This is a genomic window from Streptomyces sp. NPDC056738, from assembly GCF_042790435.1.
GTDB lineage: Bacteria > Actinomycetota > Actinomycetes > Streptomycetales > Streptomycetaceae > Streptomyces.
In genome coordinates, this window is sequence record NZ_JBHTZF010000002.1 from 156,042 (window position 1) to 175,566 (window position 19,525).

The following is a 19,525-nucleotide window of genomic DNA, read 5'->3' on the forward strand; positions in this document are numbered from 1 at the left end:
GTCGGACCGGAAACGCGCCCGACGCTGTACGCGGACGGGTGGGCGGGGAGATCCTCGGGACCGAGCATTCCTCCGCATCCGGCCATGGACCCCTGCCGCCGACGGAAAGGCCCGCCGTGCCCCCGACCTCCGCCCGTGTCGTCGCGGTCGACACCCACGACATCCGCTTCCCCACCTCGCGCGAGCTCGACGGCTCGGACGCGATGAATCCGGACCCCGACTACTCGGCCGCGTACGTCGTGCTGCGCACCGACGCCCCCGACGGAGCCGAGGGGCACGGCTTCGCCTTCACCATCGGGCGGGGCAACGACGTCCAGGTCGCCGCGATCGACGCGCTGCGCGGACACGTCGTCGGGCGGTCCCTCGACGAGCTGTGCGCCGACCCCGGCTCCCTCTCACGGGACCTCGTCGGCGACAGCCAACTGCGCTGGCTCGGACCCGAGAAGGGCGTGATGCACATGGCGATCGGCGCCGTCGTCAACGCCGTGTGGGATCTGGCCGCCCGGCGCGCCCGCCGTCCGCTGTGGCGGCTGCTCGCGGAAGCCGAACCCGAATGGCTCGTCTCCCAGGTCGACTTCCGCTACATCGCGGACGTGCTGGCGCCCGAGGAGGCGCTGCGCCTGCTGCGCCGGGGCAGGGAAGGCGCCCAGGAGCGCGTCGCGAGCCTGCGCGCACGGGGCTACCCCGCGTACACCACCTCGCCCGGCTGGCTCGGCTACGACGACGAGAAACTCACCCGGCTGGCCGTCGAGGCCGTCGCCGGGGGATTCCGGCAGATCAAGCTGAAGGTCGGCGCCGACCTCCAGGACGACCTGCGCCGCCTCCGCGCCGCGCGGGCCGCGGTCGGTCCGGACATCCGTATCGCCGTCGACGCCAACCAGCGCTGGAACGTGGACGAGGCGATCACCTGGACCAGGGCGCTCGCCGCGTACCGGCCGTACTGGATCGAGGAGCCGACCAGCCCCGACGACATCCTCGGCCACGCGGCCGTGCGCGAGGCGGTCGCCCCGGTCAAGGTCGCCACCGGCGAGCACGTGCACAACCGGGTCGTCTTCAAGCAGCTCCTCCAGGCGGGCGCCATCGACGTCCTTCAGATCGACGCGGCACGCGTCGGCGGTGTCAACGAGAACCTCGCCATCCTGCTCCTCGCCGCCAAGTTCGGCGTGCCCGTCTGCCCGCACGCCGGAGGGGTGGGCCTGTGCGAACTCGTCCAGCACCTCTCGATGTTCGACTTCGTCGCCCTGTCCGGCACCACCGACGACCGCGTCATCGAGTACGTGGATCACCTGCACCACCACTTCACCGATCCGGTGGTCCTCCGTGACGGCCACTACACCGCGCCCACCGCGCCGGGCTTCTCCGCCGCGATGCGGCCCGAGTCCATCGCGGAGTTCACCTATCCCGGCGGCACGTTCTGGGCCGCCGACCTCGCCCGGCACCAGGCCGACGACCCGAAGGGACACGCCGTATGACGGACTCTCAGGAACTCGACGGGCTCAGGGCCCTGGTGACCGGAGGCGCCTCCGGGATCGGTAGGGCGACCGCCGATCTGCTCGCCGCGCGCGGCGCCCGGGTCGCGGTCCTCGACCTCGACCCGTCGTCCGTCGACAAGCCGCTGACCGGCCACCGGGCCGACGTCGCCGACGACGCCTCCGTGCGTGCCGCCGTCGCCGCCGCGGTCACGGACCTGGGCGGCCTCGACATCCTGGTCAACAACGCGGGCATCGGCGCCCGCGGCACCGTCGAGGACAACGACGACGCCGAATGGCACCGGGTCCTGGACGTCAACCTCCTCGGCATCGTGCGGACGACCCGCGCCGCCCTGCCCCACCTGCGGGAATCCGCGCACGCGGCCGTCGTGAACACCTGCTCCGTCGCGGCCACGGCGGGACTGCCCCAACGGGCCCTGTACTCGGCCTCCAAGGGCGCGGTCCTTGCGCTGACCCTCGCCATGGCGGCCGACCACGTCGGTGAGGGCATCCGCGTGAACTGCGTCAACCCGGGCACCGTGGACACCCCTTGGGTCGGCCGGCTCCTGGACGCCGCCCCCGACCCGGCCGCCGAGCGTGCCGCGCTGGAGGCCCGTCAGCCCACCGGACGTCTGGTGTCGGCGGCGGAAGTCGCGGGCGCCATCGCCTACTTGGCGAGCCCGCTGTCCGGATCCACCACCGGTACCGCCCTCGCGGTGGACGGCGGGATGCAGGGACTGCGGCCGCGCCCGGTGGTCCGGTGAACTCCCTCGGCGCCGCAGGCGTCCCCGTCAGCGCGCTGTCCTTCGGCGCCGCCGGCATCGGCAACCTGTACACCGAGGTCACCGACGAGCAGGCGTACGAGGCCGTCGGCGCCGCCTGGACGAACGGCATCCGCTACTTCGACACGGCCCCGCACTACGGCCTCGGCCTCTCCGAACGGCGGCTGGGCGCGGCCCTGCGCGACCTGCCCCGCGCCCAGTACGCCGTCTCGACCAAGGTGGGCCGCCTGCTGGAGCCCGTCGACTCCGGCGGCGACGACCGGGCGGACGGCTTCGCGGTGCCCGCCACCCACCGCAGGGTCTGGGACTTCAGCGCCGACGGCGTACGACGGAGCCTGGACGCCAGCCTCGACCGCCTCGGCCTCGACCGCGTGGACGTCGTCTACCTCCACGATCCCGACGACCACGCCGAACAGGCGTTCCGTGAGGGCTTTCCCGCGCTGGCCGAGCTGCGCTCGCAGGGCGTGGTGCGGGCGATCGGCGTGGGCATGAACCAGACGCGGATGCTGACCCGGTTCGTCCGCGAGACCGACGTCGACGTGGTGCTGTGCGCGGGCCGCTACACCCTCCTGGACCACGAAGCGCTCACCGAACTGCTGCCCGCCGCGCAGGCCCGCGGTACCTCCGTCGTCATCGGCGGCGCCTTCAACTCCGGTCTGCTGGCCGACCCGAGGCCCGGGGCGACCTACAACTATGCCGCCGCGCCACGTGAGTTGCTGGACCGCGCTCTACGGCTCCAGGAGATCGCGGGACGCCACGGCACCAGCCTGCGCGCCGCCGCACTGGCCTTCCCGGCCGCCCACCCGGCGGTGGTGAGCGTCCTGGCCGGGGCCCGCTCGGCGGACGAAGTCCGTGACTGCGCCGAGCGGTTCGCGGAGCCGGTGCCCCCGGACTTCTGGCGGGAACTGCGCACGGAGGGCCTGCTCCCCGACACCGCACCCCTCCCCGCCGGAGCCCCCGTGACGGCCCCCGGCCCGGTCCCCGACCCCACGACCGCCCCCCGCCCCGCCGGGGGCCCTGCCCCGGAGCGTCCGTGACCGTCGACGCGCACCACCACGTCTGGGACCTGTCGGTCCGCGACCAGGACTGGCTCACCGCACCCGCGCTGCGGCCCCTGCGGCGGAACTTCGCGATCACCGACCTCGAACCGGTGGCCGCGGCCGCGGGGGTGGACCGTACCGTCCTCGTCCAGACGGTCACCGTGGCCGAGGAGACCCCGGAGCTGCTCGCGCTCGCGGAGCACAGCGCCCTGGTGGCGGGCGTGGTCGGGTGGACGGACCTGACCCGGCCGGACGTCGCCGACGAACTGGCGCGGCTGCGGGAGCTCCCCGGCGGCTCCCGCCTGCGCGGCATCCGCCACCAGGTCCAGGGCGAACGCGACCCCGGATGGCTGCTGCGCCCCGACGTGCGCCGGGGACTGGCCGCCGTCGCGGACGCCGGCCTCGTCTACGACCTGGTCGTCCTGCCGAGCCAACTGCCCGCCTGCGCCCGGGCGGCCGCCGATCACCCCGGACTCGTGCTCGTCCTGGACCACCTGGGCAAGCCGCCGATCGCGAGCGGCGCCCTGGACCCCTGGGCGGGCGCCGTCCGTGAGCTCGCCGCGCTGCCCGACACCGTCTGCAAGCTCTCCGGCCTGGTCACCGAGGCGGACCCGGCGCGCCGGACCCCGGACGACCTGCGGCCGTACGCGGACACCGTCCTGGAGGCCTTCGGTCCGGAGCGCACGATGTTCGGCTCCGACTGGCCCGTGTGCACGCTCGCCGCGCCCTACGGAGAGGTCCTCCGGACCGCGCGGGAGCTGACGGCCGGGCTGGGTGAGAGCGAGCGCCGGTCCGTCTTCACCGGCACCGCCGAGCGCGTCTACCGCCTGGGACCGCCACCCGGTGCTTCCTCCGTCGTGACCACCCCCGCCCCGTCCCGCTGATCAGCGGGGAACGCCTCGCTCGGCGGCCCCCTCCAGCCGGGTCGGCGGGAGGAAGTCGCGCACGTACGTCCGCTCCCAGCACGCGCCCGTCTCGCGCAGCTCGCGCCAGGTCGTGTAGCGGTAGCGGAAGAGGCGGGCGCGGACGTAGCGCGGCGGCGCGTCGGCCGGGAACGGGGAGCGGCGCAGCAGCCGCAGGGTGTCGGGGTCGTTCTCCAGCAGTCGCTCCACGAGACCGGAGAACCAGGTGCCGGCGTAGCCGGGAGACAGCGCCACGAACCACATCAGCCAGTCGAGCCGCAGATGGTACGGGGCGAACTGGCGCGGCCAGTGCCGCGGATCCCCCGGCTTGCCCTTGAACTCGTACTCCCGCCAGTCGGCGTCCTCGCGCGGCACCGCGTCCGCCGTGCCCTCGACGACCACCTCGTGGCGCATCCTGCTGACACTGCCGAACGCCCCGTAGGTGTTCACCAGATGAAGCGGGTCGAAGGAGCGGTTCATGACCTGCCTCCGGGAGACCAGATTGCGCGCCGGACGGTAGCCGAGCGCGAGCAGGCCCGCGGCCACCACCAGCACGACCACCTCGTACCACAGCGGTGTGGGCGGGTTCCTCGGTGCGGTGACGGGGAGTTCGGTCACGCTCAGGGCGAGCACGATCGTCGTCCAGTTCAGCCAGGAGAAGTTGCCGGAGAGCACCAGCCAGAGCTGGGTGAGGATCATCAGCGAGGCCGCCGCCGTCGCGATCGGCTGCGGGGTGAACAGCAGCACCGGAAGCACGAGTTGGGTGAAATGGTTGGCGGCCGCCTCGATCCGGTGGAACGGCTTCGGCAGATGGTGGAAGAACCAGCTCAGCGGGCCCGGCATCGGCTGGGTCTCGTGGTGGTAGTAGAGGCAGGTCAGCTTCCGCCAGCAGGCGTCGCCCCGCATCTTGATCAGCCCCGCGCCGAACTCCACACGGAACAGCACCCAGCGCATGAGGAACAGCACGACGACCGGCGGTGCCACCTCGTCGTTGCCGAGGAACACCGCGAGGAAGCCCACCTCCAGCAGCAGCGACTCCCAGCCGAACGCGTACCAGGTCTGGCCGACGTTGACGACCGACAGATACAGGGCCCACGGCACGAGCCACAGCAGCATCGCGCCCCAGAGCGGCAGCAGACCGTCGAGTCCGGCGGCCAGCGCCAGCGACACCGCGCAGCCCGTCCAGCACCAGGCGGCGTAGAAGCCGTCGGAGTAGCGCCAGTGGAACACGCTCGGCGCGTCCCGGAACGCGACGTGCCGCACGAAACGGGGCACGGGCAGCATTCCGCGCTCCCCGGTCAGCGCACGGAACTGCCGGGCCGCGCCCAGGAACGCGACCACGTACAGCACGGCCAGCCCCCGCTGGAACACCAGCCGGCTCAGCTCGTACCCGGGTGCGACGAACCACTCCATGGCGCGTGCTCCTCTCCCCTCCATTGTGACGCTGGGTGACTGTTTTCCGCTTGCGTGCGCCAAGAGGGTGACGCAGAGAATGAGGCACGAACAGCCCGGGACGAACGGGAGAACGCGTGCACATACCCACCAGGACCTTTGCCGCGGCCTGCGCGCTCGCGGCGGCACTCCTCGTCGTCGCGGGCTGTGGCGGCGGGGGCGGGCACTCCGCGCCGAACGGATCCAGCGGCGGCGACGTGCTGCTCCAGCCCCTCGCGGTCCGGGGGCCCGACCCCTTCACGGAACCCACCGTCACCACCCCCGCGCCCCGCCCGCCCGTCACCCGAACGCCGCAACCCACGGCCACCGGCACCGGGGGCGCGCGCACCGTCTCGGGAGCCACCCCCGGTCTGTACGGCGGCACCCGGAACGCCGGGAGCTGCGATGTCGAGAAGCAGATCCGCTACCTCGCCGCCGACCCGGCCAAGGCCCGCGCCTTCGCCGAACTCTCCGGCGTCTCGACCGGGTCCGTCCCGGACTACCTGCGCCAACTCACCCCGGTCGTGCTGCGCGCCGACACCGGCGTCACGGACCACGGCTTCGCCGCCGGACAGACGACGGGCTACCAGGCCGTGCTCCAGGCCGGTACGGCCGTCCTGGTCGACAACCGGGGCGTACCCAGGGTCCGCTGCGCCTGCGGCAACCCGCTGGGCCGGCCCACCGCGCTCGACCGCGACCCGGACACCCGCGGCACGCCCTGGAGCGGTTACCGGCCCGCCCGGGTGGTCATGGTGACGCCGTCGGCCGAGGTGATCACCGCCATCACGATCGTCGACGACGGCGACGACACCTGGATCGAGCGGCCGGTCGGATACGATGGCCACCGTCACGACCACGCCGTACCGCCGCCCGAGGGCCAGGACCCGGTGCCGCACGACTCCGACTGCGCCACACCGACCGCGACGGTGACCGCCACGCCGGGCACCGGTGAGGGGACCCCGGGCGAGAGCGCCGGGCCGCGCACCGCGCCCACCGGCAGCCAGACGCCCACCGACGGCCCCCTGACGACCGTCGGTCCCACGCCCAGCGGCATTCCCACGGACGACACCGCCATGGACGTCGTCGCGCCGGGCCGCACAGAGCGCCCGAGCACCGAGCGCCCGCACTGCCCGGAGGCCACCGTCACGGCATCGCCGACGACGGGACCCGGCACCACCCCGCCCCCCTCGGGCGGCACCACGGCCCCGCCGTCCGACCCGGCCGCCCCCGACCGCTCCGGCTCCCCGGAGTCGCGGGTCCCGTCCGAGGAACCGGGCACCCCCACCGAGGACACCGGCCCGGACAGCCCGGACGCACCCGACGGCGGGCTGATCCCCGACGAGCCGACCGGTCCCGACAGCGTCTTCGAGGTCTCGGCCGACACCCCGGGCACGTGAACGGGGCCGCGTCCGGGAGCCCCGGAACCATGCCCTCCAGAAGTCGAACAATCGGGCAAATGCTGGCATGGTGGCCCCATGGTTGATCGGGGAGCGAGCGCCCTGTCACTCCCGGACGACTGGCCCGCCCACCCGGATCCGATCCTGGCGCTCAACCGCATGGGCAGCTTCGACTGGGACCTGGACACCGGTCTGATGCAGATGGACGCCCAGGCCCACGAGGTCTTCGACGTGCGCCCGGACGAATACGACGGGCAGCCCGCCACCCTGTCCGTGCGCGTCCCGCCGGCCGAGTCGCGCCGCCTCGACACGATGGTCTCCCACGCCCTCAAGGACGGCAGCGAGAACTACGGCGCCTACTTCCGCATCCGGCGCCGCGACGGCGCCCTGCGCTGGACCCATACCCAGGGCTACATCCGCCGCGACGAGAACGGCAGGCCGCGCCGCATCATCGGCATCGTCCGCGACGCCACCGACGAGCTCGACGAGAGCGCGGCACGCCGTGAACAGGCCGCCCAGAACGAGGTACGGCGCCAGCAGACCAGCGTCGTCCAGCTCACCACCGCCGCGCTGGCCCACGCCGTCACCGTGCAGGACGTCATCGACGTGCTGCAGGACACCCACGGCCTCACCCACCTCGGGGCGGCCAGCCTGGTCATGGGCCTGGTGGAGGCCGGCCGTATCCGCATGGTCGCCACGGGGCCCGTCGACAGCTACGTCCCCGGCACCCGGGTCACACGGCTGGACGCGCAGTACCCGATGAACGAGGTCGTCCGCAGTCTCGCCCCGCACTTCATCGAGTCGCCCGAGGAGTTCGCCGAGTCGTACCCGCTCCTGTGGCCCAACATCACCGGTCTGAAGATCACCTCGGCGGCGTATCTGCCGCTCATCGTGCAGGCCCGCCCCATCGGCGCCATCGGCCTGCTCTACAACGACCGGCACGGCTTCTCCGAGGACGAGCGCAACGTCCTCGTCGCGCTCGGCAGCAGCATCGCCCAGAGCCTCCAACGGGCCATGTTCTTCGAGCAGGAGAAGGACCTCGCCCAGGGCCTCCAGCAGGCCATGCTGCCGCGCTCCATCCCCAGCGTGCCCGGCGCCGACATCGCCGTCCGCTACCGCTCCGCCTCACTGGGCCGGGACATCGGCGGCGACTGGTACGACCTGATCCCGCTGCCCGGCGGACGCGTGGGCGCCGTCATCGGCGACGTCCAGGGCCACGACACCCACGCCGCCGCCGTCATGGGCCAGCTCCGCATCGTCCTGCGCGCCTACGCGGCCGAGGGCCACACCCCGGCCACCGTGATGGCCCGCGCCTCGGTCTTCCTCCACGAACTCGACACCGACCGCTTCGCGACCTGCCTGTACGCGGAGATCGACCTGTCCACCGGGGTGACCCAGCTCGTCCGGGCCGGCCACATCGACCCGCTCGTGCGGTACACCGACCGGACCTGCCGGCGGCTGCCCCTCGAAGGCGGCCTGCCGCTCGGCCTGTCCGCCGAGTTCGGACGCCTCGAATACCCCGTCGCCATCATCGAACTCGACCCGGGCCAGACCCTGCTGCTGTGCACCGACGGGCTCGTCGAGGAACCGGGCGTCGACCTCGACGACGGCATGCACACGCTCAGGGAACGCGTCCGCGTCGGCCCGGAGGACGTCAGCGATCTCGCCGACCGGCTCATCGACATGGCCGAGGCCCGCGGCGGGGACGACGACGTGGCCCTGCTGCTCCTGCGCCGCCATGGCGGCGGCGACCAGCGCTCGGGCGGGCGGCTCCAGCAGCACGTGGCACCCGGCGACCCCGAGGCGCTCAGCTCGGCCCGCCACATGATCCGGGCCGCCGTCCGCGCCTGGGGAGCCCGGGACCGGGCCGACGAGGTCGAGCTCGTCGCCGACGAACTGATCACCAACGCCCTCATGCACACCGAGGGCTCGGCGATCGTCACCTTGCGCGTCCTGGCCGGACCCGAACGCCGACTGCGCGTCGAGGTCGAGGACTCCTCCAGCGCGCTGCCGCGCCGCCGTGAGGCGGGGGAGTCCGGGGTCTCGGGCCGCGGACTGCTGCTCGTCGACCGGCTCACCGACGTCTGGGGCGTCGACGCGCGCGGCGGCGGCAAGGTCGTGTGGTGCGAGTTCCTGGTCGGAGAGCGCGCCTGATCCCCGGCGTCATCGGCGCCGGATGGCACTCTGGACGTATGCCGGAACTGCCCGAGGTCGAAGCGCTCAAGGATTTCCTGGCCGAGCATCTCGTCGGCCGCCGGATCGTGCGCGTGCTGCCCGTCGCCGTCAGCGTCCTGAAGACGTACGACCCGCCCGTCTCCGCGCTGGAAGGACGCGAGGTCACGGCCGTCCGCCGGTTCGGCAAGTTCCTGGACATCGGCACGGACGGCCCGCACCTCGTCACGCATCTGGCCCGGGCCGGCTGGCTGCACTGGAAGGACACGCTCCCGGACGGCCCTCCCCGGCCCGGCAAGGGGCCGCTCGCGCTGCGCGTCGCCCTGGAGACCGGCGAGGGCTTCGACCTCACCGAGGCGGGCACCCAGAAGCGGCTCGCCGTGTACGTCACCGAGCACCCGGAGCAGCTCCCCGGCGTGGCCCGGCTCGGCCCCGACCCGCTCGCCGGCGACTTCGACGAGGAGCGGTTCGCCGGGCTGCTCCAGGGCGAGCGACGCCGGCTCAAGGGCGCGCTCCGCGACCAGGGCCTGATCGCGGGTGTGGGTAACGCCTACAGCGACGAGATCCTGCACGCCGCCCGGATGTCCCCCTTCAAGATCGCCTCCTCGCTGACCCCCGAGGAGACCGCGCGGCTGTACGAGGCGCTGCGCGACACGCTCACCGACGCGGTGGAGCGCTCCCACGGGCTGGCTGCGGGGCGGCTGAAGTCGGAGAAGAAGAGCGGTCTGCGGGTGCACGGGAGAACGGGGGAGCCCTGTCCGGTGTGCGGCGACACCATCCGTGAAGTCTCCTTCAGCGATTCCTCGTTGCAGTACTGCCCGACCTGCCAGACGGGCGGCAAGCCGCTGGCGGACCGGCGGATGTCCCGGCTGCTCAAGTAGGAACGGGCTTCGCTTCAAGTAGGAACGGGATTCGCTCAGGGGGAGTTGAGCGAGACGAGGTGCTCGCCGTCCGCCGTGCGTACCTCGAAACCGCGGATCTCGTCGGTCTGCATCGAGGAGCCGCCCTGCATGGTGATGGCGTCCTCGTTGTGCGCGGGCTCCATCCAGCTCGTCACCGACTGCTCCGAGCCGTCCTTGCCGATGGCGACGAGCTCGCAGGAACGGGGGCCCTTGGCGTCCTTGACCTCGACCTCGATCTCGCTGCCCCAGAGCCGTTCGCGGGTCGTCACCTGGGCCCACACCCCGGTCTCCGCGTCGGTCCTGGCCATCTGGCTCGACGGCGGGCCGTCCGCGACGATGCTGTCCGAGGGCGAGTCGTGGCCGACGACGAGCGCGAGCGCGGGTCCGCCGGTCGCGAGGACCACGGAGGCGGCCAGCGCGAACAGAAGACGCCGGCGTCCGGCCCGGTTGCGTGCGGCCACCTCGCCGAGCAGCCGGTCGAGCAGGCGCGGCCCGGGGGCGGCGAACGGGTGGACGCTGCGCGGCGTCGACTGCCGGTACAGCATCAACTGCCGGGTGGCGGGGCGGTACTCGCTGACGAACGCCGTGCACTGAGCGCACTCCACGAGGTGGTCCTCGAAGCGGAAGGCTTCCGCCTCGCCGAGCACGCCGAGCGCATAGGCGCCGACGTCGCGATGCCGTTCCAGGGACCTCATACCGAATACCGAATCCTCGTGGCGTTGGTGCGGACTGTGAGTGGTGTTGCTGTTGCCCACGGGTACGCATCAGACCGTCGAATCACTCAAGACTCGTCAGGAATCGGGGTGAAGACATTCGGAGCGGGGGCGCTCGCGGATTGGTGCGAGCCCCGGGAAATTCTCCCGGGACCGGTCGCGGCCGCCGCCGGAAGCCGTTCCGGCGCGGTCACGGCCGTCGTCAGAAGAGGTGGATGGCCAGATGGCCGAGCGGCAGACCCAGCCGCCAGGCCGCCGTCCACACCTTGGGACCGTCGTCCTCACCGGGCACGGAGCCGCCGCCGGGCACCGCGTCGAGGTCCGGCGCCAGGAGCTCCGTCTCCTCCAGCCACCGCCAGGCCGCGGACGCCAGCTCCAGATCGGGGTCGGGCGCGGCGCGTCCCGTCGCCTCGGCGGCGCGCAGCTCCAGGTGCTCGCGCACCCAGACGTGCCAGGGCTGGTCGTAGGCCGTCAGCGACAGCCAGGTCTCGAGCTGGGTGATGACCCGGATCCCGGAGAGTTCGCCTCCGCTGTCGGACAGGAAGATCGTCAGCGCGAGGGCGTCGCGCCCGGCGCGGAACTCGAAGGAGGTGGGCGGCATCAGGTCGCCCGTCCGCAGCAGTTCGTCGGCGATGTACTCGGCGTACAACCAGGCCATGGGGACGGTGAGTTCGCCCCCGCCGGTACCGTCCGTGCTCTCTTGCCCTCTGTGCAGCATCCCTTCCTGCCTTCCTCCGGTGCGTGCGCGTCGCCCGACCCCGGGCCCCAGTCCGGAACACGGATGAGGCAAGCTGATTGCTCAACCATGGTCCTCAGCAAGGCACTTTACGGAGGTTTGACTAAGCCTTCGGTTTCACCGCAGGTCGGCCGCATATCCAGGAAGAACCCGGCGCAGGGCGCGCAGCGCGTAGTACGCGCGGGATTTCACCGTACCGGGTGGAATGCCCAGCGCCGCGGCGGCCTCCGCCACACTGGCACCCTGGAAGTACACCAGCACCAGGACTTCACGGTGTTCGGGAGTGAGAGTCTTCACAGCCTCCCGCACATCGAGCGTCGCCGCCGACCGTTCGGCGTGATCGGCGCAGATCCGCGCGTTGTCGAGGACGTGGTCGCCGACCTCCGGGGGCCGGGCCTGCCGGGCCCGCCGCGCGTCGATGGCCAGCCGCCGTCCCACGGTCAGCAGCCAGGGCCGTACGGAGTCGAAGTCGTCCGCGCGCAGTGCCTCGGGATGCTGCCAGGCGCGTACGAACGTCTCCTGCACCAGGTCCTCCGCGCGCTGGCGGTCTCCGTCGGACAGGCGCAGCAGCAGCGCGAACAGGGGGCGGCCGTGGTCGCGTTGCAGCGCGGCCAGCTCGTGTTCGGCGGTCGTCCCGGGGGTGATGGTGGTGGTTCCGGCCGTCATGGCGTGTATGTCAGCGCCCCGCGCCCCGCGCGGACAGGCCGGGGACACGGTTGTGCGGTGGGCGGTCGAAGCCGTCGGTGAACGGTGCGCCGAACGGTCCGCCGAGGTGGAGCCCCGAATTCCGGAGCCCCGGTGTTCGTACCGCTGTTCGTCCGGCGGGCAGGCCCGCGAACGCCGGACGGGTGACCTGCCGGGGTGTCTCCTTGACTGCCGGCGGCCCGTATACGTGGATGCGTATCTATTGGTAGGTAAATGCGACCGCATGGGGTCCGGCATGTTCACACGCGCGCGACAGATCAATCTGGCCCTCGCGGCCGCCCTCATCGCGGCCGCGGTGACCAGCCAGGCCCATGACGCGGCCTCCCCCCACCGCGACGGGCGGCCCGGCCCCGCCGCGGCGGCCCGCGGTTTCACCCTCGTCGCCGGTGGTGACGTCCTGCCGGACAGCTCGGTCCTCGAACGGGCCGGCTCCGACGCGGGAGGCACCGGATACGACTTCCGGCCGATGCTCGCGGGCGTCCGGCCCCTGGTCTCCCGCGCCGATCTGGCGCTCTGTCACCTGCGGACCGTCTACGACACCGACGCCGCCCCCAGCGGCACGTACGCCTTCAAGACCCCTCCCCAGGTGGCCGAGGGGCTCGCCGCCACCGGCTACGACTCCTGCTCCACCGCCTCCAGCCACACCCTCGACGACGGCGCCGACGGTGTCCGGCGCACCTTGGACGCGCTGGATCGCGCGGGCGTGCGGCACGCCGGTTCGGCCCGTGGCGCGCGGGAGGCGAACACCGTCACCCTGATGCGGGCGGGGAGCGCCCGGGTCGCCCACCTCGCGTACACCGACGGCACCGGCGGCCTTCCGCTCCCGCCGGGACAGCCCTGGGCGGTCGGTCTGATCGACCCCGCCCGGATCGTCGCGGACGCCCGTGCCGCCCGGAAGGCGGGCGCCGACGTGGTCGTCGTCTCCCTCGACTGGGGCACCGAGTGGCAGGACGGGCCCGACGAACGCCAACTGAGCCTGAGCAGGCGGCTGACCGCCTCCCGCACCGGCGGACGGCCGGACATCGACCTGATCCTCGGCACCCACTCCCACGTCCCGCAGGCGTACGAGAAGGTCAACGGCACCTGGGTCGTCTACGGCACGGGCGACCAGGTCGCCGGCGAGATGTACGACGACCGCGGCGTCCAGGACCCGCGCGGCGACCAGAGCACCATCGGCCGCTTCACCTTCTCCCCGCCCGCGGGGCCCACGCGGCGATGGGAGGTGACGAAGGCCGAGTTCGTCCCGCTGGCCTTCGACCTCGACGCCGGCCGGGTCGTCGACCTCGGCGCGGCGCTGCGGCAGGGCGCCGACGTCGGCGCGGTGCGCGACCGGATCCGCGACGTCGTCCTCGCCAGGGGCGCGGGCCGGGCGGGCCTCGTCATGGCCGAATGACCCCCACCGGACCGGCCGGAACCCGGGGCCGCCGGCGACCGACCGCAAGGGGCCCGACCGGACCGCGGCGAACGCGACGGGACCTGCCGTGACAGGGCGGGCGGGCCCCCTGGGCACCGCCTACGGCACGACCGTGACCGGCCAGCGGCCCGCCTTCACCAGCCGGATCGCCACCGAACCGATGATCCGGTGCCCCGACTGCTCGGAGGCCCCGACCACCACGGCGTCCGCCTTCAGCTCGTCCGCGGCGGTGACCAGACCGTTGTACGGATCGCCGCGGAAGGTGTGGAACTCCCAGCGCACGTCGAATATGTCCTTCACCCGCTCGGCGGCGTCGCGGATGTACTGCACCAGATCCTCGGCGATCTCGTCGGTCGTGTCCGCGACCGGCACCCCGAGCGCCGCCCCCGCCGCCATCACGGGCTTGACGTAGACCACCGCCAGCAGCGCGTGCTGGCGCCGGGCCAGACCCCCGGCGTACGCCGCGGCGCGCAACGAGGAGTCGGAGCCGTCCACCCCGACGACGATGACCTTGGGACCGTCCGTCCCGCGTTCGAACCGATGCGCGTGCTGCTCTTCCGTCACGGCTGCGAGGCTATCGGAACCCCCAGGTCCCACCGCCGCGGGGGAGCGGCGGAGATCCGCTCGACGGGCGGGGCGCCGCCGCTCTTCCTACAGTCGGAACCATGAGTGCCACCGTGGAGGCCCGCCCGCCGAAGACCGCCAGTGGCGCGCCACGGCCGCCCCAGAGCGGGTTCCTGAGCAAGGTGCCCGAAGGCTTCGCGACCTTCTTCGTCGCCATCGGCCTGCTCTGCACCCTGCTGGCGTTCATCCCCCCGCTGCGCGCGCTGCTGCGCCCGGTCGTGCGGTTCCTCGACCTGCTGATCATCCCGGTCAGCGCCAACCTCGCGTACGCCGTCTTCCTCTTCCTGCTCGCCGCCGCGACCGCCGCCCGCAAGAAGATCGCCTGGTGGCTGGTGGTCGTCTACCTCGGCCTGCTCGTCCTGACCGACGTCCTCGGGATCGCCGCCGGCCTGTACGCCGCCTCGATCCCGTCGTTCGTCGTCTGCGGGCTCCTGCTCGCCCTGCTGATCGTGGCCCGCCGGGAGTTCTACGCCGACTCGCGCCGCGCCGCCGTACGACGCGCCCTGCTCGTGCTGGTCACCGGCCTCGTCGTCGCGATCCTGCTGGGCTGGGGCCTGGTCGAGCTGTTCCCCGGCACCCTGCCGGAGAGCCAGCGGCTGCTGTGGGCCGCCAACCGGGTCTGCGGCGGACTCGTCTCCGCGCGCTCGTTCGACGGCCGTCCACCGCGCTGGCTGTTCTTCGTGCTCGGCCTGTTCGGCGCGCTGGCCCTGCTCAACGCGGCCGCCACGCTCTTCCGCTCCCAGCGTCTGGTCGCGGCCCTGCACGGCGACGAGGAGGCGCGGATCCGCGCCCTGCTCCAGGCGTACGGCGGCGACGACTCCCTCGGCTACTTCGCCACCCGCCGCGACAAGGCGGTCGTCTTCTCGCCCAGCGGCAAGGCGGCCGTCACCTACCGCGTCGAGGCGGGGGTGTGCCTCGCCAGCGGAGACCCCGTCGGCGACCGCGAGGCCTGGCCCCACGCGATCGCCGCCTGGCTGGACATCGCCCGCCGCTACGCCTGGGCGCCGGCCGCGATGGGCGCCTCCGAAGAGGGCGCCAAGGCGTTCGCGCGCGCCGGGCTCGGTGCCCTCCAGCTCGGCGACGAGGCCATCCTGCACGTCGCCGGCTTCGACCTGTCCGGCCGCGACATGCGCGTCACCCGGCAGGCCGTCAACCGGGCCAAACGCTCCGGCGCCACCTGCCGGGTCCGCCGCCACTCCACCCTGTCCGACAGCGAGATGGAGGAGATCGTCGGCCGGGCCGACGCCTGGCGCGACACCGAGACCGAACGCGGCTTCTCGATGGCGCTCGACCGGCTCGGCGACCCCGAGGACGGCGACTGTCTGCTCGTCGAGGCGATGGGGTCCGACGGCAAGCTCCTCGCGCTGCTGTCCTTCGTGCCCTGGGGCCGCGACGGCATCTCGCTCGACCTCATGCGCCGCGACCGCAGCGCGCCCAACGGCGTCATGGAGTTCATGGTCGCGGAGGTGTGCGCGGTCGCCGGCAAGTTCGGTGTCCGGCGCATCTCCCTGAACTTCGCCGTGTTCCGCTCCGTCTTCGAGGAGGGCGCCCGCATCGGCGCCGGACCGGTGCTCAGGCTCTGGCGCAGACTGCTGCTGTTCTTCTCCCGCTGGTGGCAGCTCGAGGCCCTGTACCGCTCCAACGCCAAGTACCACCCGGAGTGGTACCCGCGCTTCATCTGCTACGGCGACACCGGCGCCCTCGCCCGCATCGGCCTGGCCTCCGCGATCGCCGAGGGCTTCGTCTCCGTACCGTCGCTGCGCAGCCTGTGGGGCAAGGGGCACACCAAGGGCGGACTCGCGCCCGCCACGACCGCGGGACTGCCGTCGCTGGCCGCCCTCGGCCTCGACGCGGACGGCGGGGCCCCGGCCGACGATCCGACCACCGGTCTGCCCGACCAGGTCCGGGTGCGGCACCGCAAACTCGACCGGCTGCGCGCCGAGGGCACCGACCCCTACCCGGTCGGCATCCCCCCGCGCACCCATGTGCTGGCCGACGTCCGCGGCGGGGAGGACGTGACCGTCGCCGGACGCGTCATGCTCGTACGCGACTTCGGCGGCATCCTCTTCGCCGTGCTGCGCGACTGGTCGGGCGACCTCCAGATCGCCCTCACCCGTGACGGGGCCGGACCCGCGCTCGACCGTTTCCGGCAGGTCATCGACATCGGCGACCACATCAGCGCCGACGGTCTGGCGGGCGCCAGCGACACCGGCGAACCCACGGTCTTCGTCACCTCCTGGCGGCTCACCGCCAAGTGCCTGCACCCGCTGCCCGACAAGCGCAAGGGCCTCGCCGACCCCGAGGCCAAGGTCCGCCGCCGCTATCTCGACCTGGTGTCCAGCCCGGCCGCGCGCGAGGTCGTGCGCGCCCGCTCCACGGCCGTCCAGGCGCTGCGCCAGGGGCTGCTCGACCGCGGCTACCTGGAGGTCGAGACCCCGATGCTCCAGCAGATCCACGGCGGGGCGAACGCCCGGCCCTTCACCACCCACATCAACGCCTACGACCTGAACCTCTATCTGCGCATCGCGCCCGAGCTCTACCTCAAACGGCTGTGCGTCGGCGGCATGGAGAAGGTCTTCGAACTGGGCCGCACCTTCCGCAACGAGGGTGTCTCCTACAAGCACAACCCCGAGTTCACGATGCTGGAGGCCTACCAGGCCTTCGCCGACTACGACGTGATGCTCGACCTCGTCCGCGAGCTGATCCAGGGCGCCGCGACCGCCGCGTTCGGCAGCCCGATCGCCCGCAAGGACGGTGTCGAGTACGACATCTCCGGGGAGTGGCCGGTCAAGACGGTGTACGGCGCGGTCTCCGAGGCGCTGGGCGACGAGATCGACGCCGACACGAGCCTGGAGAGGCTGCTGCGGCTGTGCGACCGCGCGGGCGTGCCGTACACGGCGGACGACGGACGCGGTGACGTCGTCCTGGAGATGTACGAACGCCTGGTCGAGGAGAAGACCGGGCTGCCCACGTTCTACAAGGACTTCCCGACCGACGTCTCCCCGCTCACCCGCCAGCACCGCACCGACCCGCGGCTCGCCGAACGCTGGGACCTCGTCGCCTTCGGCACGGAACTGGGCACGGCCTACTCGGAGTTGACCGATCCGGTCGAGCAGCGGCGCCGGCTCACCGAGCAGTCGCTGCTGGCCGCCGGGGGAGACCCCGAGGCGATGGAGCTCGACGAGGACTTCCTGGACGCGCTGGAGTACGCCATGCCCCCCACCGGCGGGCTCGGCATCGGTGTCGACCGGCTCGTCATGTTCCTCACGGGCCTGACGATCCGTGAAACGCTGCCGTTCCCGCTGGTCCGCCGCCGCTGAGTGGTCCAGGCGGGTGCATTCACGGGGCCTTCCCGGTGGTGCTCGGCGTGGTGGGTCCTCCGCCGGGTGACTGATTGGTCATGAAAAAGGATCAGCTGATTACCCGACGCCGGGCGTTGATCGCTGGCGCCGCTGTCCTCGGGGCGGCCGGAGCGGCGGGCACGGCCCATGTCCTGACCGCCGGTCAGGCCGCGCAGCCGGCGAGCGGCCCGCCGCTCTCCGGCCCGCAGGCGAACCGGGCCCTCAAGCCCTCCGCCTACCGCCTCCAGCCGCTCACCGGGTACGGTCCGCCGCACGGCACTCAGCTTCGGACCCTCGTCCGGCACGAGCCCTTCATGCGCGTCTCCGGGCGGGGCCGCACCATGGTCCTGACCTTCGACGACGGCCCCGACCCGACGTACACCCCGGAGATCCTGCGGACCCTGCGCGAGTACGACGTGCACGCCATGTTCTTCGTGTGCGGGCAGATGGCCGCCGACAACAAGGACCTGCTGGGCGACATGGCCGACGACGGACACATCGTCGGCAACCACACCTGGAGCCATCCGCTGCTGACCAAGCTCTCGCGCTCCGCGATCCGCTCCGAGATCGAGCGCACCAGCGAGGTCATCGACGAGGCCTACGGCGAGCCGCCGAAGTGGTTCCGCGCGCCGTACGGGGAGTGGAACCGGGCGACCTACCAGATCGGCGCCGAACTCGGCATGGAGCCGATGGCCTGGACGATCGACACGAACGACTGGGCGAGGCCCGGGACCCGCGCGATCGTCGGCACGATCCAGAAGGAGGCCGCCCCCGGGGTCGTCGTCCTCTCCCACGACGCGGGTGGTGACCGCTCGCAGAGCGTGCAGGCGCTGCGCACCTACCTCCCGCGCCTGCTGGACGCCGGATATCACATCACGGTGCCACGCCGGAGAGACGCCTAGAACCGAAAAAGGCCCCGCGCACCCTGTGTCGCGGGGCTTTCGGCCGGACCGGCCGGCGGGAGGCGGAACGCCTCACCGACCGGCTTTCTCGCGGACCGGTCCGGGAACGCTCAGCGCACCTCGGAAAGGCGCGCGAAGACGACCACGTTCCCGTCGTAGCCGTGCTGCTTGGAGAATCCGCCCCCGCACGTGATGACACGCAATTCGGGGGTTCCCTTGCTGTTGTAGACACGGTCGCCGGGGAAATTGCTCTTCGCGAAGACCTCGATGCCGTAGATCTCGAACACCGCGGTCTTCCCGTCCTTGCGCTGGACCTCGACCTTGTTCCCCTTCTTGAGCGCCCCGAGCCCGTAGAAGACGGCGGGGCCCTGCATGTTGTCGACATGGCCCACGATCACGGCCGTGCCCTTCTCGCCGGGCGAGACCGCGCCGGTGAACCAGCCCGCGAGATTCGGGTCGTCGGGCGGCGGCGCGTCGACCCAGCCGTCCACGTCCAGCCCCACCGGCATCACGGGGGCGTCGACGCGGATCGCCGGGATCCGCACCCGGTCGACCACGGAGTACGGCAGCGCGGCGGGCGTCTTCGAGAACGTGCCGCCCGGTGTGCGGCTGTCCGCCGCGGCCGCCGAGGCCGGCTGCGGGGGGCCCACGTCGAACTCGCCGGAACCGTTCCGAATGAGTGCGAGGCCGGTCAGCAGAACAAGCGCTATGACGCCCCAAGGAGCGCGCTTCCTCCGCCGCTCCTCCTCTTCGGCCAACTCGTCGGACGCAGACATTCGCAATCCCCTCTCGACGCGGCCGTCGCCTCGTCATCCGCGCATATGAGCACGCTAATGGCAGCAAGGCCGCCCGGCGACGGGGCACGGGCGAACGGGTGGCGGCGGGAATGCCCCGTGCGCCATCCGAGTTGCCGTGACCAGGAATTTTCTGACGGTCCGTGACCTGCGGCAATATCCGATTGTGTGGAATTCCTTCGGCGTGTCCTCTCACCAGGA

Annotated in this window: 16 protein-coding genes; 10 read left to right on the top strand and 6 right to left on the bottom strand. The window is 72.5% G+C overall.

The genetic code is table 11. The features are described 5' to 3' along the window. Nucleotides 1-116: 116 nt before the first annotated feature. Genes ACFRIC_RS04390 through ACFRIC_RS04405 form a run of 4 tightly spaced genes read left to right on the top strand, consistent with a single transcriptional unit; the run spans nucleotide 117 to nucleotide 4,175 of the window. On the top strand, nucleotides 117-1,472 hold the full coding sequence (locus ACFRIC_RS04390; protein WP_382779176.1) for an enolase C-terminal domain-like protein: 1,356 nt from the start codon (nucleotides 117-119) through the stop codon (nucleotides 1,470-1,472). Continuing rightward, a complete protein-coding gene (locus ACFRIC_RS04395) occupies nucleotides 1,469-2,233 on the top strand; it encodes an SDR family NAD(P)-dependent oxidoreductase (protein ID WP_382779179.1) in 765 nt (254 codons plus the stop codon). The genes ACFRIC_RS04390 and ACFRIC_RS04395 overlap by 4 nt, the downstream gene beginning before the upstream one ends. Then, nucleotides 2,230-3,288: an aldo/keto reductase gene (locus ACFRIC_RS04400; RefSeq protein WP_382779182.1), complete on the top strand. Its 1,059-nt coding sequence runs from the start codon at nucleotides 2,230-2,232 to the stop codon at nucleotides 3,286-3,288. Before ACFRIC_RS04395 ends, ACFRIC_RS04400 begins: the two co-directional genes overlap by 4 nt. Beyond that, a complete protein-coding gene (locus ACFRIC_RS04405; protein WP_382779185.1) occupies nucleotides 3,285-4,175 on the top strand; it encodes an amidohydrolase family protein in 891 nt (296 codons plus the stop codon). Before ACFRIC_RS04400 ends, ACFRIC_RS04405 begins: the two co-directional genes overlap by 4 nt. Here ACFRIC_RS04405 and ACFRIC_RS04410 read toward each other — a convergent pair whose 3' ends face one another. Continuing rightward, a complete protein-coding gene (locus tag ACFRIC_RS04410) occupies nucleotides 4,176-5,606 on the bottom strand; it encodes a lipase maturation factor family protein (RefSeq protein ID WP_382779188.1) in 1,431 nt (476 codons plus the stop codon). A gap of 116 nt (nucleotides 5,607-5,722) precedes the next feature. On the opposite strand from ACFRIC_RS04410, the gene ACFRIC_RS04415 reads away from it, so the two are divergent. The 3 genes from ACFRIC_RS04415 (at nucleotide 5,723) to ACFRIC_RS04425 (ending at nucleotide 10,074) form a co-directional block, all read left to right on the top strand. Continuing rightward, on the top strand, nucleotides 5,723-7,021 hold the full coding sequence (locus tag ACFRIC_RS04415; protein ID WP_382779191.1) for a DUF6777 domain-containing protein: 1,299 nt from the start codon (nucleotides 5,723-5,725) through the stop codon (nucleotides 7,019-7,021). A 78-nt stretch (nucleotides 7,022-7,099) separates the two neighbouring features. After that, nucleotides 7,100-9,175 (top strand): SpoIIE family protein phosphatase, encoded by a 2,076-nt coding sequence (locus ACFRIC_RS04420; RefSeq protein ID WP_382779194.1) that lies wholly within the window; start codon nucleotides 7,100-7,102, stop codon nucleotides 9,173-9,175. A 38-nt stretch (nucleotides 9,176-9,213) separates the two neighbouring features. Continuing rightward, nucleotides 9,214-10,074: an Fpg/Nei family DNA glycosylase gene (locus tag ACFRIC_RS04425; RefSeq protein ID WP_382779197.1), complete on the top strand. Its 861-nt coding sequence runs from the start codon at nucleotides 9,214-9,216 to the stop codon at nucleotides 10,072-10,074. A 35-nt stretch (nucleotides 10,075-10,109) separates the two neighbouring features. Here ACFRIC_RS04425 and ACFRIC_RS04430 read toward each other — a convergent pair whose 3' ends face one another. From ACFRIC_RS04430 to ACFRIC_RS04440, 3 genes are all read right to left on the bottom strand, one after another. Then, nucleotides 10,110-10,790 carry a zf-HC2 domain-containing protein gene (locus ACFRIC_RS04430; protein ID WP_382779200.1) on the bottom strand — a complete coding sequence of 227 codons (681 nt, stop codon included), beginning with the start codon at nucleotides 10,788-10,790 and terminating at the stop codon, nucleotides 10,110-10,112. 220 nt (nucleotides 10,791-11,010) lie between these two features. Continuing rightward, nucleotides 11,011-11,526: a hypothetical protein gene (locus ACFRIC_RS04435; protein ID WP_382779203.1), complete on the bottom strand. Its 516-nt coding sequence runs from the start codon at nucleotides 11,524-11,526 to the stop codon at nucleotides 11,011-11,013. A gap of 135 nt (nucleotides 11,527-11,661) precedes the next feature. Further along, nucleotides 11,662-12,210 (bottom strand): sigma-70 family RNA polymerase sigma factor, encoded by a 549-nt coding sequence (locus ACFRIC_RS04440; RefSeq protein ID WP_382779206.1) that lies wholly within the window; start codon nucleotides 12,208-12,210, stop codon nucleotides 11,662-11,664. A 274-nt stretch (nucleotides 12,211-12,484) separates the two neighbouring features. Here ACFRIC_RS04440 and ACFRIC_RS04445 point away from each other — a divergent pair, with 274 nt between their 5' ends. Further along, complete coding sequence (locus ACFRIC_RS04445; RefSeq protein ID WP_382779209.1) at nucleotides 12,485-13,642, top strand: CapA family protein; 1,158 nt, start codon at nucleotides 12,485-12,487, stop codon at nucleotides 13,640-13,642. Nucleotides 13,643-13,762: 120 nt separating this feature from the next. On the opposite strand, the gene ACFRIC_RS04450 is transcribed toward ACFRIC_RS04445, so the two are convergent. After that, nucleotides 13,763-14,227, bottom strand: a complete 465-nt coding sequence (locus ACFRIC_RS04450) for a universal stress protein (protein ID WP_382779212.1) — start codon at nucleotides 14,225-14,227, stop codon at nucleotides 13,763-13,765. Nucleotides 14,228-14,328: 101 nt separating this feature from the next. On the opposite strand from ACFRIC_RS04450, the gene lysX reads away from it, so the two are divergent. Together lysX and ACFRIC_RS04460 are read left to right on the top strand one after the other, a co-directional pair. Next, nucleotides 14,329-17,607 (top strand): bifunctional lysylphosphatidylglycerol synthetase/lysine--tRNA ligase LysX, encoded by a 3,279-nt coding sequence (lysX, locus tag ACFRIC_RS04455; protein ID WP_382779215.1) that lies wholly within the window; start codon nucleotides 14,329-14,331, stop codon nucleotides 17,605-17,607. Nucleotides 17,608-17,687: 80 nt separating this feature from the next. After that, on the top strand, nucleotides 17,688-18,530 hold the full coding sequence (locus tag ACFRIC_RS04460) for a polysaccharide deacetylase family protein (RefSeq protein WP_382779218.1): 843 nt from the start codon (nucleotides 17,688-17,690) through the stop codon (nucleotides 18,528-18,530). A 110-nt stretch (nucleotides 18,531-18,640) separates the two neighbouring features. Here ACFRIC_RS04460 and ACFRIC_RS04465 read toward each other — a convergent pair whose 3' ends face one another. Then, nucleotides 18,641-19,306, bottom strand: a complete 666-nt coding sequence (locus ACFRIC_RS04465; RefSeq protein ID WP_382779220.1) for a class F sortase — start codon at nucleotides 19,304-19,306, stop codon at nucleotides 18,641-18,643. Nucleotides 19,307-19,525: the final 219 nt, after the last annotated feature.

Excerpts from the sequence above, each read along its gene's own strand:
- ACFRIC_RS04445 (WP_382779209.1), top strand. The coding sequence starts at position 12,485 with ATGTTCACACGCGCGCGACAGATCAATCTGGCCCTCGCGGCCGCCCTC.
- ACFRIC_RS04395 (WP_382779179.1), top strand. The coding sequence starts at position 1,469 with ATGACGGACTCTCAGGAACTCGACGGGCTCAGGGCCCTGGTGACCGGA.
- lysX (WP_382779215.1), top strand. The coding sequence starts at position 14,329 with ATGAGTGCCACCGTGGAGGCCCGCCCGCCGAAGACCGCCAGTGGCGCG.
- ACFRIC_RS04435 (WP_382779203.1), bottom strand. The coding sequence starts at position 11,526 with ATGCTGCACAGAGGGCAAGAGAGCACGGACGGTACCGGCGGGGGCGAA.
- ACFRIC_RS04420 (WP_382779194.1), top strand. The coding sequence starts at position 7,100 with ATGGTTGATCGGGGAGCGAGCGCCCTGTCACTCCCGGACGACTGGCCC.
- ACFRIC_RS04430 (WP_382779200.1), bottom strand. The coding sequence starts at position 10,790 with ATGAGGTCCCTGGAACGGCATCGCGACGTCGGCGCCTATGCGCTCGGC.
- ACFRIC_RS04440 (WP_382779206.1), bottom strand. The coding sequence starts at position 12,210 with ATGACGGCCGGAACCACCACCATCACCCCCGGGACGACCGCCGAACAC.
- ACFRIC_RS04465 (WP_382779220.1), bottom strand. The coding sequence starts at position 19,306 with ATGTCTGCGTCCGACGAGTTGGCCGAAGAGGAGGAGCGGCGGAGGAAG.
- ACFRIC_RS04460 (WP_382779218.1), top strand. The coding sequence starts at position 17,688 with ATGAAAAAGGATCAGCTGATTACCCGACGCCGGGCGTTGATCGCTGGC.
- ACFRIC_RS04410 (WP_382779188.1), bottom strand. The coding sequence starts at position 5,606 with ATGGAGTGGTTCGTCGCACCCGGGTACGAGCTGAGCCGGCTGGTGTTC.
- ACFRIC_RS04425 (WP_382779197.1), top strand. The coding sequence starts at position 9,214 with ATGCCGGAACTGCCCGAGGTCGAAGCGCTCAAGGATTTCCTGGCCGAG.